Raw genomic sequence first — 12,683 nt, 5'->3', positions numbered from 1 at the left:
TTAGCCTCCACAGCCTATGTTTTTAAAATTACCTACTTTTAGGTAAATTGTAGCGCTGTTATTTCCCGCAGATATTAACGCTTTACTCGTGCTTGGCAGCCTTAGCCAGCTTCCTTTTGAATATTCTACCTCGTTGTGTATTACGCTGCCGCCCAGTACAAATAGCTCTAAGGCATTATGTGCTTTTAGGTTATCAAATAGGGGCTGTTGCGGGGTTAACTTTACCAGTTTAGTTACTTCGTTATCATCTTGATAAAGCGGGCATATTAGGCGGTTATTTTGGGTTATCCACGTAGCCGGATCGTGTGTATTTATGCGCACAGAGGTGGCTTCTGTTACGCACATTTGCCACAGTTTTACAAAAATGGTTGCGCCACTTTTACTTTTAGGTGCATGTGAAGACCCTGGCGGGTTTCGTAAATAAAAGCCTTGTGGGTAGTCGCCCGACTCATCTGAAAAAGTGCCCGAAAGTACCAATATCTCTTCACCACCTGGGTGAGCATGACTTGGAAAAGTAGACTCAGGCGCGTAGCGCACTACGCTTGTTGCTCTGGCTTTTTCAGCGCCTATTCTGTCGAGCATTACGCGCTCAACACCCGCCTGAGGCGATGTTTGCCAACTATATTGACTTGGCAGCATTAAAGCGTTTTTTGAAAAATCTGAATTTACTCGCATATATCTAACCTAAATAAAATAAGAGCAATAATGTATGTTATTGCTCTATAAATTTACGCTTATTAAGCGTTTTGTAATTGTGCGTGAGCGTCAAGTACTCGTGCACTGTAAGTTAGCGCAGCACCTGCATTTAAGGCTACAGCAACGCCTAACGCTTCAGATATTTCACCAATTGTTGCGCCGTGCTCAACCGCTTTTTTAGTGTGCATCGCAATACACCCATCACAACGTGTTGTTACTGCAACAGCGAGCGCTATTAGCTCATGTAATTTAGGCGTTAAGTGGCCTGTCTTTTCGCCAGCGCCATCCATTGTCATTAATCCGCGTAGGGTATCTGGGCTTTGCTTAGCAAACGCACCTACAGTGTTCATTACTTCGGTGCGGTACGCGTTCCAATCTTGTGACATTTTTTTACTTTCCTATCTTAATTTTTTACTAAGCTACGCAGTAAATGCGTACTTCTGGTTCATTAGTAAGTAGTGGCGCGAGCGCGGTAACTACATCTGCATTAAATAAATCGCTTTCTAAGTACTCATGAGCGTGCTCAATAGTTTCAAAGCCGTGAAGTACCTGTACATCTTCATCACGCGCTAATAACTCTTTTGAAACTGCGCCTCTTACAATGTCTAAAAATGGGGCTTTGTAGGTATTAAAAACCTCTGCTGCTGCTTTTCTATTACCGTGGTCAACATTTAGTGTAATTTGTAAATAAACCATATTTGTTCTCCAGTGATTAAATTTAGCTACGGGCAGTTTTAGCCCATTAGCGCTTACGATATTTAGTTACGACCTGCCATTACGCCGCCGTCAACATCCCATACGGCACCTGTGACCCAAGCGGCTTTGTCGCTGAGTAAAAACGCAATGGTATTGGCGACATCTTCGCTGGTACCTACACGGCCAATTGGGTGGAAACTGTTAAAGCCTTGTAGGGCATCGTTTACTTGTGCTTTAGGAATAAAACCTTCGTAAATTGGCGTTTGTACAACCGCTGGCGATACTGCATTAACGCGAATGTTGTGCGCGGCTAATTCCATTGCTAAATGTTGAGTTAGCGCATGTAAGCCCGCTTTAGCCATTGAATACGCTGACGATGGTGTAGCGGCAATAGCTTGCTTACCCCACATAGAACCCACATTTACAATGGCGCCTGCGCGTTTTGCTGCCACTAAATTAGCGGCTACTTTTTGTGTAATAAAAAATAGTGCGCGGTTAATTTGCATGTACTGATCGTAATCAGCCGCTTCGTGCTCTAAAAATGGTTTAGGGAAAAACACACCGGCCGCATTTACCAGTAAATCCACGTCTGCGTGGTCTTGTGAAAGTGTGTTAATTAAGTTTTGCACGCCTTCGTCGCTGGTTAAATCAGCGGTTAACACCTCAACAGTGCCTAAAGCTGATAACTGCTCTTTTGCTGCTCGGGCTTTTTCTTTACGGTGGCCAACAATAACAGCGTGGCCGCCTTGCTCTAAAATTAATCGAGCCGTTTCAAAACCCATTCCGCTAGTACCACCAATAACGAGTAATTTTTTACCTAAAAATTGCTTAGTCATGTTTATTGCTCCAAGCGCCACTAAGCGCTGTATTTGTTATATAAATAAAAAGTATTGGGTTGCCTAATAGCAAGTAACTTGCTGGTTGGCTTGGGCGGTATTTTTTACTTATTTACTTGCTTTAACAAACGAGATAATCTGAATCATCAGTAAAGAAAAAGTTTATCGTATGAAATCACCTATACACCTCAATGCATTAAAAGCGTTTGAAGCAAGCGCAAGGCACCAAAGTTTTTCAGCGGCAGCTGAAGAGCTAAATGTAACGCCTGCAGCCGTTGGGCAGCTGGTAAAAACATTAGAAGAGTGGCTCGACACGCCGCTATTTCATAGAATGAGCTCAGGTAAAACACGGCTAGTAACCACCGAAACCGCGCAAAGTGCCCTGCCACTAATACGCGAAGGCTTTGATAAACTTGCCCAAGGACTAGACATTTTAAAAGACAACGCCATAAGTGGCGCGTTAACAGTGGCAGTAAGCCCCGCATTTGCCGCCAAGTGGTTATTACCTAGGTTGCATTTCTTTCAAGAGATATGCTCGCAAACCAGTGTAAATCTAAATACTAATTTAAAACCTGTTGATTTTACTGAGCAGCGTATAGATATAGGCATACGCTTTGGTGTAGGCACTTGGCAAGGCTTGAACGCAGAAAAACTAATGGATGAAGAGGTATACCCGGTATGCTCACCTAAGTTTTTAGAAGACTCAAACCGCTTAAACACCATAGATAAATTATTGAACGAAACCCTAATACACGATCAATCAATGGATGACCACACGGGGTTTCCGTCTTGGTCGGCGTGGTTAAAAAAAGCCGGAGTAACAGGCCCTTTAACCACTAAAAGCATTCAAATAAATAACTCAGCGGCTGTATTGCAATCAGCTATTGATGGTCACGGCGTGGCGTTAGCACGCAGTGTTATGGCTAAAGATGATCTAGCCGCAGGGCGATTGGTCAGGTTATTCCCTGATATTTATTTTGAATCGCCTTTGGCGTATTACGTTATTTACCGCCCCGAATGTGCTGAACTGCCAAGAATACACGCATTTAAAGAATGGCTGTTTAAAGAGGTAGAAAACCCGCGGGCTAAAAGAGATTAAAGCTCAGGAGTGCTTTGATAAAATACAGCAATAAAGAAAATATTTACCATGGTAAAAGATAATCTCTGTGGTTAAGTACGTTCATTCCCCGTAAGCTTTCGCTCCAAGTTAGCCTCTTTAATGACTAAAGTGGCGTTTAATTAGGAGTAAACATTATGTCACAAGTAAGAGTAACGCCATGGCAAGATGGCGAGCAAGCCCCAGCCGAACTACTAGCCGAAATGCAAGGTCGTCGTCCAAACGGTGAACTAATAGGCATAGATAGAGTACTACTAAAAAGCTTTCCTTTAGCTAAAGGCTGGAATGAGCTGTTAGGGCGCGTTAGAGCAAACTTTGGCTTATCGCTTGAGTATCGCGAACTTATTATGCTGCGTGTAGGTAGCGGTATTAAACAAAGCCGATTTTGAGTGGAATGTGCACTACCCTGCATACATACAGGCTGGCGGTAGCGATGAAAAAGCAACTGCTCTTAAAAGTGTGGTAGTAAATGCTGAGTTATTCTCTGAGCAGGAGCTGGCTTTGCTTGAGCTTACTGAGCAATCAACCACTAAAGTAAATGTTGATGGCGACGTTATTGAACGTTTAAAAGCACTATTTGGTGAAACGCAAACAGTAGAAGCGGTAGCAACGGTTGCTGCTTACAACATGGTATCGCGCTTTTTAGTGGCGTTAGCCATTTAAATACCTCAACCATAAATCGCTTTTAAGCGCCTTGAATACTTTTAGGAAAGTGAAATCATGGAAAAATTAAACGCTATAGACTCAGATAGGCTTGAGCAAAGCGACCCTCAAGTTCAAACAGTTAACTTATGGCGTTTAATGTTAGCCCAGGCACTTTCTGGGGCTAATAGCGTTGTGCTATATGCAACAGGTGCGGTAGTGGGCAGCTTGCTTGCTCCTACTGCACTTTTAGCCACTTTACCTGTTTCTATTTTTGTTTTAGGAATGGCGTTGTGTGTTTTACCCGCCGGTGAATTAGCACGAAAATATGGCCGGCGTGCAGCCTTTATGGCAGGCACTGGCGCGGGTGTTTTAACCGGACTATTAGCGACTATTGCGTTGTATATAGACAGCTTTTGGCTGTACTGTTTATCTGCGCTATTGGGCGGCGCTTATGCGGCAGTGGCTTTGTCATTTCGGTTTGCTGCAACCGATGGCGTGCCCGAAAATAAACGCCCGCAAGCGCTTTCTATGGTAATGGCCGGTGGCGTAGCTGCAGGTGTTATTGGCTCGCAGTTAGTTACGCATACCATGCACCTGTGGTCAGACAAAATGTTTGCTGCCACATTTATTGCGCAAGCCATTGTCGCGGCTCTCGCTGGTGTTATTTTGTTTGGCGTTAAATTGGCTAAGCCTTTAGCAAATCAAGCATATTCAGGAAGACCATTGAGAACAATTGCTTTGCAACCACGATTTATAAGCGCGGTTATTTGTGGTGCAGCATCGTATATGGTGATGAACTTTTTAATGACATCGGCACCTTTGGCAATGCATATGCACGGGCATAGCCAAGAGTCAGCAAACTTAGGAATGCAGTGGCATGTTATTGCTATGTATGCACCTAGCTTTTTTACCGGTAAGCTCATTGCACGTTTTGGGGCTGCTCGTATTTCTGTTTTTGGTATTATTTTAACTGCAATTTCAGCAGCTATAGGCTTTTTAGGTGGAGGTGTATATCACTTTTACGCGCTATTAATTTTGTTAGGCATAGGTTGGAACTTTGGCTTTTTAGGGGCATCCGCATTAGTGTTAGAAACGCACAAGCCAGAAGAAAAAAACCGTGCTCAATCGTTTAGTGACTTTATAGTGTTTGGCTTAATGGCGGTAGGCTCTTTTTCATCAGGTGGGTTATTAAGTGCGTACGGTTGGCACACCGTTTTATGGGCGTCGTTTTTGCCTTTATTACTGGCCGTTATTGTTTTGATATTAACCAAAAAATGCCAAGCCAATTTTAGCGAGCAAGCTTAAACACACTAACTGCTCTACAAGCCGCTTTTATTAGCAAGCTAAAGGTTATTAAGCTGCTGGCAAAATTGCCTTACTTTTAATTCTTGTAGCGAGGCTGTTTTATATGAAATATAAACTCAATTAAAATGACACCCATCTTAAATTCTTCACAAGAATATAATTTATTTAACATGACACCCATTTTAATTATTTCAAAAAATCGACTTAATTAAATGCCTAATTTAAAAACACGTAAGCTCAAGGCATATACTGCGGTTATTTTAAAAATGTGCTGCTATTTATGTAGTTAACTAAATTGAGGGCACGCTGAAACCAGCATTTAGGCTGTTTTTTAAATGAAAGAAGGTTTTTTTAGGCTAGTAGCTTTTCGCAATTACTAAAATTAACTCGTCGCTTTTTATTTAAATGCTCACAGTAATTTACATGTGATTGCGGCTTACCTACAGCGCCATGAAATACGCGTGTAAAGTCTTTTGTGAGTTTTAACCAATTCTCTGGCGATATGTTTACTCTTTCTAATAAAGGGAGCTGTGTGTTTTCAATAAAACCTGGTTTGTCATCGCGAATAATACGGCCTGTCAGCTCAATTAATTCGAGGTAACATTTAAGCTCAAACGGTAAACCTTTAGGCATAAATTTACAGGGTTTACCTGCAAATTTTAAAAGTTGTTTGGGTTGTTTTGCGTTTTTAGCGCCCTGAATGCGCTTTTGCACGCTGGTGAAGTTTGAGCACTCGGGGGTTTTAGCTACTTTTGCTCTTATTGGGTTTAAATCAACGTAAGCCATGCAAGCTGCAAGGGCTGCTTCATCAAGGAGAGCTTGTGATTTAAATCGCCCTTCCCAAAATCGGCCAGTGCATTTATCTTCTTTATTTGCTTTACGAGCAATGTGTTCGTTTAAAACGCGCATAAACCAGCTAATGCTAGATAACCTTTCTCTGTATTGAATAATAGTTTGGCTTAAAAAGTATCGCTCAGTAGTGCTAAGCTTCTCACCTTGTAATAACTTTTGCGTTAGTGGTGTACCTTTACAAAGCTTATGCCAGCGCAGCACTATGGCTTTGTCATTTAATCTATTTGCTTTTTTATCATCAACATAAAGTACAATATGCGTGTGATTACTCATAACTGCATAAGCACATATATCAATACAAAATATTTTAGCGAGGCTAAATAGCTTTTGTTCTACCCAGCCCCTTCGATGTTCATAAGATTTACCCGTTAATGAATCCTCACCGCATAAATAAGCATGACGTACACAGCGCGAAATACAGTGATAATATTTTGTATCTGCCAAACTTATTTGGCGTTTTCTTGCAATAGCCATGTAGCACCTAGCTTTTGATGAACCAATTAAAAAAGTAGATGCTTATTGCGTAAAGTGCAAAAATAAAGGTGGGTGTCATTGTAAAAGTAAAATTTCACTCGTGAGTTTTTTCATATTTAGTTAAGCTTTAGCTTAGTTAAACATAATCATTAGCCTTAATTTAGGAGTTTACGTGTTAGAAGCGTTATTTGTATATGGTACCTTATGCCCAGGGCACCCGAACGAGCATATTCTTGCCAATATTGGCGGTACGTTTGAGCAAGGCAGTGTGGTTGGCAGTTTAATTAACGAGGGCTGGGGCGCCAAAATGGGCTTTCCTGCACTGGTATTAGACGAAACAGGCCAAGAGATAAAAGGCTATGTGTTTAGCTCAACTAATTTAAAAGATCACTGGCATGTGCTCGATGAATTTGAAGGCGATGCGTACTCACGCATTTTAACGCAAATAAAATTGTTAAACGGCGAATACGTTCAGGCAAATGTATATGCTCTTAACGTTAAGTAATTTATATAGCAGCGCTTTTTAAGCTAAAGCGCTGCTATAATTTTTTAATTAACTGCAAAATCGCGAGTTTCTAAATAGCTTGGTACGCTTTTAAAACAGGCCTTTAGCTTACTTGCAAGCGCTGTGGTTACTGGCGCATCACATTTTAACTGGCCATTATATTTTCCGTTAGTTAGTGCTACTAAACTGAGTGAGTCATAGCTTGGTTTACTTTGTATTTTATGAATTACCACCCCCTGCTCTGCTGAAACCTTTATTAAATCAAACTCTTCTTTTTCAGGTTGTGTTATAGCGATCTTTTTTACATATAACGGATTTTTAAAGGTCAGCTTTGTCGAAAACAAAGCCGTACCTCCGCGCTCAAAATGGCCATTAAACACAGTGGTATTTAATGTGGGTGTCAGCTTATTTATTAATAAATTTAAATCAAATTTGGTTGGTAAAATGGTGATCTGACTTTGTTTTTTTAGTGACTCGTTCAGTGCTTTTTTGATTATTTTAAGATGGGTGTCATTGGTAGTTACTTCGTACACTACTTGGTAGTTGTGTGGGGGGGCGTATAACGGCATGTGGCTAGCAAGTACTTTATCGCCGGCTAATATAAGCGCCATGCCATGAAACCCCACATAGCTGTGGGCTTTATGTGTGTTGTGTGCCTTGTGCTGAGGGTCGCTTGCTAGTGCTGCGCTTGAAAATAAAATAAAAATTAGCAGTATGTGTTTCATGTTAATGCTCAAAAATAAATATAGCGTCACTATAAGCTGATTTATATATATAAATAATCGATAATAAGTTGTTAGCTGTTTCCTTTTAATCAATACGGTTTGGCGCTATGCATTTAGATGACATTGAAAAAGTAATTCATATGGCGAGTTCGCAAAACCTGCACACAACCGCTAAGCATTTTAATATTACCCCAGGAGCGCTGTCTAAAACGCTAAAAAAGGTTGAGGCAAACTTAGCCACGGAGTTGTTTAATCGTGTGGGCAAAACCTTGGTACTTAATGATAAAGGCAAAGAGTTTGTTAAGCACAGTAGTGATTTAGTACATAATTACCAGCAGCTTACTAGCCGTTTTAAAAGCGATAATCATAAATTTAATGCAGTTATTGCAGGCCCTGCCATTTTACTTAAAAGTGGCTTAAAAAAGTTACTTACCCCCCTGAGTAACCTGCCCTGTTCGGTACGTATTAATAATGTGTTTGAAGGTGAAGCCATAAGCCAAGTTGCATCAGGCGCTGCGCATATTGCGCTAGTAACTCGCGAGGCATTAAATAACAGCTCACATACTAATTTAGTGGCGGTTGATGTATTTAATACTGGGTTTAGTGTGGCTGCGCATGCTTCGCATCAGCTAGTACAAACTGGCTCTTTAACGCTTAATAAAGATCAATTACTAGAGCTTGCTTTTGCATGCCCTTTGTTTTCACCCCTGTGCGGCCTTGAGCAAGGTATAGGCTCCGACGGCTGGCAAGATGATATTGCACCGCGTAATATTGTATTTAGATGTAGCGATTACAGTGCATTAATAGAGGTGGTACAAAGTGGCTTGGCGTTGGCGTATTTACCTAACTTTGTGATTGATGATTTAGGGCTTAGAAAATTAACTGTAAAGGGGGTTAACAGTCACTACAGTGAAAGCATTGTAATGATATACAAACCTTCAAAGGCCGATGGTTGGCTTAATAAACTTATGCATTCTTTATAAAAAAGCGCTTAAAAATATAAAGCGCCTTAACCACTACATTAAGACGCTTTAGGATGAAAACTTTAATTTGTTAGCTATTAAAAATTATACGCTAACGACATTTTAAATTGAGTTGGCTCACCAGGATAAACCCATAAAGCGTTGTAGCTGCTTTCGGCGTAATCTTCATCAAAAATGTTATTAACACTTATATTAAGCTCGGTTTGCTCGGTTTGCTCGGTTAAGTTAACGTTGCCAAACACGCCTACTAATTGGTAGCTCGGTAACCTAAAGCTTAAATCGGCGGCATCACCTAAACGGCTGCTGGTGTATTGGTAGCTTGCACCAAACTCAAGCTCTTTACCCATTAACGCTGTTTGGTGGCTAAGCGTAAGGTTTAAGTTATTTTTTGGTACATTAACCAGCGGGCTGCCTTTTTCAATTGGCACGCCCCAATCGGCATTAATAATGTCGTTTGCTGTGGTGGCATCTATATAGGCGTACGATAAGTTAAACGCGGTTGAATCAGTAATATAGGTGTTTAAATCAAGCTCAAACCCTTTACTATCGGCTTTACCAATAGGCGCTGAAAAACCAACGTTTACAGGGTCTGCCACTAACATATTACTTTTAGACGCATCAAAAAATGCCACAGTACCGTTTATCCCTAAGTATTCAAACTTAGCGCCAACTTCAAACGAGTCGCTGTATTCAAAACCAAACGGGTCGCCGCTTGCATCTGTGCCACTCAGTGGCAAAAAGCCTTCTGAGTAACTGCTGTAAAAAGTGATTGCGTTATTTAGCTCGTACACTACGCCAACACGCGGGCTTACTTGGCTTTCAGAGCTTGTTGAAAACACGCCGCTGTTGGTTTCTAAAATATCTTGGTCTACGCTGTCAAACCTTAGGCCCACTAATAGCTTAAATTTATCGGTAATATCCATTTGGTCTTGAACATAAATACCGTATGCTTTTTGCTCTTCGTCGTTTTCGTAAAGCAGGCTTACTGCTGGGCGTTCAACATCGTAATTTGGCTCAAAAATATCAACGGTATAAGTGCCGTTACCGCCTCGATAGCGAGAAAGCGCAGTGCGTAAATCGTACTTGTATGCATCGGCTCCTAGTAATAAATGATGCGTAATACCAGCAGTGTCTACACTGCCGCTTAGCTCAAACTTTACACTTAAATCTTCTACTTCGTAGTCGCGATAACGCTGCTGTCGAGTAAGTGTGCGGCCATCGTCAAATAACGATTGGCGCGATGGCGAAAGCTCAGCATCTGACGAAACCCCCGTTAACGTAGAGCTTCGGTAGTTTGCACCGGCCACTAACGACCATTCATCGTTAATATCGTGATTTAAAGTAATTTGGTGCCCGCGTGAATACACCTGCGTGTCGCCATCGTTTGGGTTACCTAAATAGCGCGAGCTTGGTACGGTGTCAAAATCGTTATCGAGTACGACAACACCACGGTCAAATAACTGCGCTAAATCTACGTATTCAAACTCATAAGTCACACTGGTTGATGCGTTTATTTGATGATAAATAGACGGCGTAATTACCTTTTTATTGGTGTACACCTCATCGCGGTAGCTGTCGCTATCTTGCCACGCGCCATTTATTCTAAACGCGGTGGTATCGTTAATGCCGTTTGTGTAATCGCCTTCAACGCGATTAAAACTGTCGCTGCCTAAGCTTAGTTTTAGCTCACCTTGCGGCTCAAACTGTGGCTTTTTAGTCACAATATTTACAGTACCGCCGGGCTCTGAGCGCCCATAAAGCGCTGAGCCAGGGCCTTTTAGTACTTCAATGTAATCAATGTTAGATACATCACGCGGGCCGCTAAAACCACGCCCACCGCTAAAGCCATTAATTAAATAGCCCGATGGCATGTTTTCGTTACCCGAAAGACCCCGAATAGAAAAGCTATCCCATAGTGCGCCGCTGTTATTTTTGCGCGAAATACTGGCCGAAAAATCGAGCGCGTCTTGTAATTTAGTAATGCCTTTTTGATCAAGCGCATCACTGCTAACACTTACAATAGATTGCGGCATTTGCTTTTGAGGAATGTCGCCACGGTATGCTTGTTTATAAGTAACCGATATTTTTTCAATTTCGTCGTTTTGCTCTTGCGCCACTGATTGCGCACTTATGCCTAAGCAGGCTAAATAAACTAAAGAATACTTCATGATAATAGGGAAATCGAAGGTGTTATATTATAACAACAAGTTTAACATGTGTTACTTTATAACAAAACAACTTTTTAAAAAATCACAGAGCGATTAATTAATGCACTAGCGACTGCCGAGCCATCACGTTAGTATGGAGATCTCTTTAGGTTACATAACGATAATTACATGAGTATAAAAACAAACGCGTTAATCTATTTTTTAGCCTTTTGCAGTGGCTTTTGCATTATGGGTATTGAGCTATTAGGCGGGCGTATTTTAGCGCCTTTTTTTGGCAGTAGTGTGCACATTTGGGGCAGCATAATTACCGTATTTATGCTTAGCCTTTCTTTTGGGTATTTACTTGGCGGTAAGCTAAGTACTAAAAATGCTTCGCTTACAAAATATGGCTTAATATTTTTAACTGCCAGTATTATGGTGGTGCCTATTGCGCTTTTTTCGCAGCCAATAATGGAGTTTATTTTTACCCACATTGAAGATACACGCTACGGCTCGTTACTTGCCTCTACGGCGTTGTTTTTTATTCCTACCGTTATTTTAGGCATGATCTCGCCTTACTCGGTGCGTTTATTAGTCACCGACAGCCATAAAAGTGGCCAAGTGGCGGGTATTTTATATTTTGTAAGCACGTTGGGCAGCGCCTTAGGGACTATTATTACCTCGTTTTACTTTGTACTGGCGTTTGATGTAAACACCATTATAAGTGCCTTTGCGTTAACCTTGGGCCTGTTAGGTGTGCTGGCAATTACTGTTAATAGCCTTGCTGGTAATAAGGAGCTTGCCCATGCGTAACTGTTTATTATTTTTAGCGGTACTGTTTTCGGTTGCGGCGCACAGTAATGTAGTGCACGAGGAGCGTTCTTTATATCGCAATATTATTGTTGATGAAACACATGACCTTCGCTGCTTAAAATTTAATACAAAAAGTAGCCAAACCAGCCAAAGCTGTATGTACAAAAACAACCCCGACAAACTGGTTTTTAATTATACAAAACTTACGTTTGCCAGCCTTTTAGTAACCGACAACCCTAAAAATGTGCTTATTATTGGCCTAGGTGGCGGTACGCTTTCTAATGTCATTCATGCGCTTTACCCTGCTGCTAAAATTCATAATGTTGAAATAGATCCCGCAGTTTTAAAAGTAGCCCGTAACTATTTTAACTTTATAGAAAACGATGCGGTCACCTCAAGCGTGCAAGACGGGCGTATATTTATAAAGCGCGCAGCCATTAAAAAGCAAAAGTACGATTGGATTATTCTTGATGCGTTTAACGGCGATTATATTCCTGAGCACTTACTCACCAAAGAGTTTTTTGAAGAGGTAAAAAGCGTATTGGCCGAGGGCGGTGTAATTGCCGCTAATACGTTTTCGAGCAGTAAATTATACGAGCATGAGTCGGCAACTTACCACGCCGTGTTTGGCGATTTTATTAACGTAAGCCGTGCTAATCGTTCTAACCGTATTATTTTGGCGGGTGTAAACTCTATGCCTACTGAGGCGCAAATTAATCAGCGAATTAAAGCACTTAACCCGCGTTTAAAAAAATACGATGTAGATTTAAAAGCAATTAGTACCTATATGCAAAGTACCAAAAACAAGCAAGATTGGCCTGCCAATACAAAAGTGCTTACCGATCAGTACTCCCCTGCTAACCTCCTTAATTTTTAAATCCACAAATTT

The 12,683-nt window shown here is 41.2% G+C and carries 15 protein-coding genes; 8 read left to right on the top strand and 7 right to left on the bottom strand.

Going from position 1 to position 12,683, the window contains the following annotated elements:
• The 4 genes from PSH48_RS05125 to PSH48_RS05110 form a co-directional block, all read right to left on the bottom strand.
• On the bottom strand, nt 1-675 hold the full coding sequence (locus PSH48_RS05125; RefSeq protein WP_096042626.1) for a cupin domain-containing protein: 675 nt from the start codon (nt 673-675) through the stop codon (nt 1-3).
• A 62-nt stretch (nt 676-737) separates the two neighbouring features.
• Nucleotides 738-1,082 carry a carboxymuconolactone decarboxylase family protein gene (locus PSH48_RS05120; protein WP_096042627.1) on the bottom strand — a complete coding sequence of 115 codons (345 nt, stop codon included), beginning with the start codon at nt 1,080-1,082 and terminating at the stop codon, nt 738-740.
• A gap of 28 nt (nt 1,083-1,110) precedes the next feature.
• The gene (locus tag PSH48_RS05115; RefSeq protein ID WP_273611032.1) at nt 1,111-1,392 is read right to left on the bottom strand and encodes a hypothetical protein; all 282 of its coding nucleotides are present in this window, start codon (nt 1,390-1,392) and stop codon (nt 1,111-1,113) included.
• A 62-nt stretch (nt 1,393-1,454) separates the two neighbouring features.
• Nucleotides 1,455-2,228 carry an SDR family NAD(P)-dependent oxidoreductase gene (locus PSH48_RS05110; RefSeq protein ID WP_273611031.1) on the bottom strand — a complete coding sequence of 258 codons (774 nt, stop codon included), beginning with the start codon at nt 2,226-2,228 and terminating at the stop codon, nt 1,455-1,457.
• Nucleotides 2,229-2,397: 169 nt separating this feature from the next.
• Here PSH48_RS05110 and gcvA point away from each other — a divergent pair, with 169 nt between their 5' ends.
• From gcvA to PSH48_RS05090, 4 genes are all read left to right on the top strand, one after another.
• Nucleotides 2,398-3,327: a transcriptional regulator GcvA gene (gene gcvA, locus PSH48_RS05105; RefSeq protein ID WP_273611030.1), complete on the top strand. Its 930-nt coding sequence runs from the start codon at nt 2,398-2,400 to the stop codon at nt 3,325-3,327.
• Between the two features lie 155 nt (nt 3,328-3,482).
• Nucleotides 3,483-3,734, top strand: a complete 252-nt coding sequence (locus tag PSH48_RS05100) for a hypothetical protein (protein WP_273611029.1) — start codon at nt 3,483-3,485, stop codon at nt 3,732-3,734.
• A 7-nt stretch (nt 3,735-3,741) separates the two neighbouring features.
• On the top strand, nt 3,742-4,008 hold the full coding sequence (locus tag PSH48_RS05095) for a carboxymuconolactone decarboxylase family protein (protein ID WP_273611028.1): 267 nt from the start codon (nt 3,742-3,744) through the stop codon (nt 4,006-4,008).
• Between the two features lie 57 nt (nt 4,009-4,065).
• Nucleotides 4,066-5,295, top strand: coding sequence for an MFS transporter (locus tag PSH48_RS05090; protein ID WP_273611027.1), 1,230 nt, complete (start codon nt 4,066-4,068; stop codon nt 5,293-5,295).
• A 351-nt stretch (nt 5,296-5,646) separates the two neighbouring features.
• Here the strand turns inward: PSH48_RS05090 and PSH48_RS05085 are convergent, their stop codons facing one another.
• Nucleotides 5,647-6,621 (bottom strand): transposase, encoded by a 975-nt coding sequence (locus tag PSH48_RS05085; protein WP_273611026.1) that lies wholly within the window; start codon nt 6,619-6,621, stop codon nt 5,647-5,649.
• A 172-nt stretch (nt 6,622-6,793) separates the two neighbouring features.
• On the opposite strand from PSH48_RS05085, the gene PSH48_RS05080 reads away from it, so the two are divergent.
• Nucleotides 6,794-7,126 (top strand): gamma-glutamylcyclotransferase family protein, encoded by a 333-nt coding sequence (locus tag PSH48_RS05080; RefSeq protein WP_273611025.1) that lies wholly within the window; start codon nt 6,794-6,796, stop codon nt 7,124-7,126.
• A gap of 44 nt (nt 7,127-7,170) precedes the next feature.
• Here PSH48_RS05080 and PSH48_RS05075 read toward each other — a convergent pair whose 3' ends face one another.
• On the bottom strand, nt 7,171-7,851 hold the full coding sequence (locus PSH48_RS05075) for a hypothetical protein (RefSeq protein ID WP_273611024.1): 681 nt from the start codon (nt 7,849-7,851) through the stop codon (nt 7,171-7,173).
• Nucleotides 7,852-7,958: 107 nt separating this feature from the next.
• Here PSH48_RS05075 and PSH48_RS05070 point away from each other — a divergent pair, with 107 nt between their 5' ends.
• Complete coding sequence (locus tag PSH48_RS05070) at nt 7,959-8,834, top strand: LysR family transcriptional regulator (protein ID WP_273611023.1); 876 nt, start codon at nt 7,959-7,961, stop codon at nt 8,832-8,834.
• 77 nt (nt 8,835-8,911) lie between these two features.
• Here the strand turns inward: PSH48_RS05070 and PSH48_RS05065 are convergent, their stop codons facing one another.
• Nucleotides 8,912-11,002: a TonB-dependent siderophore receptor gene (locus PSH48_RS05065; RefSeq protein WP_273611022.1), complete on the bottom strand. Its 2,091-nt coding sequence runs from the start codon at nt 11,000-11,002 to the stop codon at nt 8,912-8,914.
• A 168-nt stretch (nt 11,003-11,170) separates the two neighbouring features.
• Between PSH48_RS05065 and PSH48_RS05060 the strand changes: the two genes are divergently transcribed.
• Together PSH48_RS05060 and PSH48_RS05055 are read left to right on the top strand one after the other, a co-directional pair.
• Nucleotides 11,171-11,794, top strand: a complete 624-nt coding sequence (locus PSH48_RS05060; protein WP_004586267.1) for a fused MFS/spermidine synthase — start codon at nt 11,171-11,173, stop codon at nt 11,792-11,794.
• Nucleotides 11,787-12,671 (top strand): spermidine synthase, encoded by an 885-nt coding sequence (locus tag PSH48_RS05055; RefSeq protein WP_029772874.1) that lies wholly within the window; start codon nt 11,787-11,789, stop codon nt 12,669-12,671. The genes PSH48_RS05060 and PSH48_RS05055 overlap by 8 nt, the downstream gene beginning before the upstream one ends.
• The last annotated feature ends 12 nt before the right edge of the window (nt 12,672-12,683 follow it).

It is taken from the genome of Pseudoalteromonas sp. Angola-4 (genome assembly GCF_028599265.1).
GTDB lineage: Bacteria > Pseudomonadota > Gammaproteobacteria > Enterobacterales > Alteromonadaceae > Pseudoalteromonas > Pseudoalteromonas atlantica.
Note: the sequence above shows the minus strand (reverse complement) of the source record. Positions and strands in the feature narration are given on the sequence as shown.

Bases quoted from the DNA above. Each gene is read 5' to 3' on its own strand.
- PSH48_RS05110 (WP_273611031.1), bottom strand. From the start codon at position 2,228: ATGACTAAGCAATTTTTAGGTAAAAAATTACTCGTTATTGGTGGTACT.
- PSH48_RS05055 (WP_029772874.1), top strand. From the start codon at position 11,787: ATGCGTAACTGTTTATTATTTTTAGCGGTACTGTTTTCGGTTGCGGCG.
- PSH48_RS05120 (WP_096042627.1), bottom strand. From the start codon at position 1,082: ATGTCACAAGATTGGAACGCGTACCGCACCGAAGTAATGAACACTGTA.
- PSH48_RS05125 (WP_096042626.1), bottom strand. From the start codon at position 675: ATGCGAGTAAATTCAGATTTTTCAAAAAACGCTTTAATGCTGCCAAGT.
- PSH48_RS05085 (WP_273611026.1), bottom strand. From the start codon at position 6,621: ATGGCTATTGCAAGAAAACGCCAAATAAGTTTGGCAGATACAAAATAT.
- PSH48_RS05075 (WP_273611024.1), bottom strand. From the start codon at position 7,851: ATGAAACACATACTGCTAATTTTTATTTTATTTTCAAGCGCAGCACTA.
- PSH48_RS05070 (WP_273611023.1), top strand. From the start codon at position 7,959: ATGCATTTAGATGACATTGAAAAAGTAATTCATATGGCGAGTTCGCAA.
- PSH48_RS05100 (WP_273611029.1), top strand. From the start codon at position 3,483: ATGTCACAAGTAAGAGTAACGCCATGGCAAGATGGCGAGCAAGCCCCA.
- PSH48_RS05090 (WP_273611027.1), top strand. From the start codon at position 4,066: ATGGAAAAATTAAACGCTATAGACTCAGATAGGCTTGAGCAAAGCGAC.
- PSH48_RS05060 (WP_004586267.1), top strand. From the start codon at position 11,171: ATGAGTATAAAAACAAACGCGTTAATCTATTTTTTAGCCTTTTGCAGT.
- gcvA (WP_273611030.1), top strand. From the start codon at position 2,398: ATGAAATCACCTATACACCTCAATGCATTAAAAGCGTTTGAAGCAAGC.
- PSH48_RS05065 (WP_273611022.1), bottom strand. From the start codon at position 11,002: ATGAAGTATTCTTTAGTTTATTTAGCCTGCTTAGGCATAAGTGCGCAA.
- PSH48_RS05115 (WP_273611032.1), bottom strand. From the start codon at position 1,392: ATGGTTTATTTACAAATTACACTAAATGTTGACCACGGTAATAGAAAA.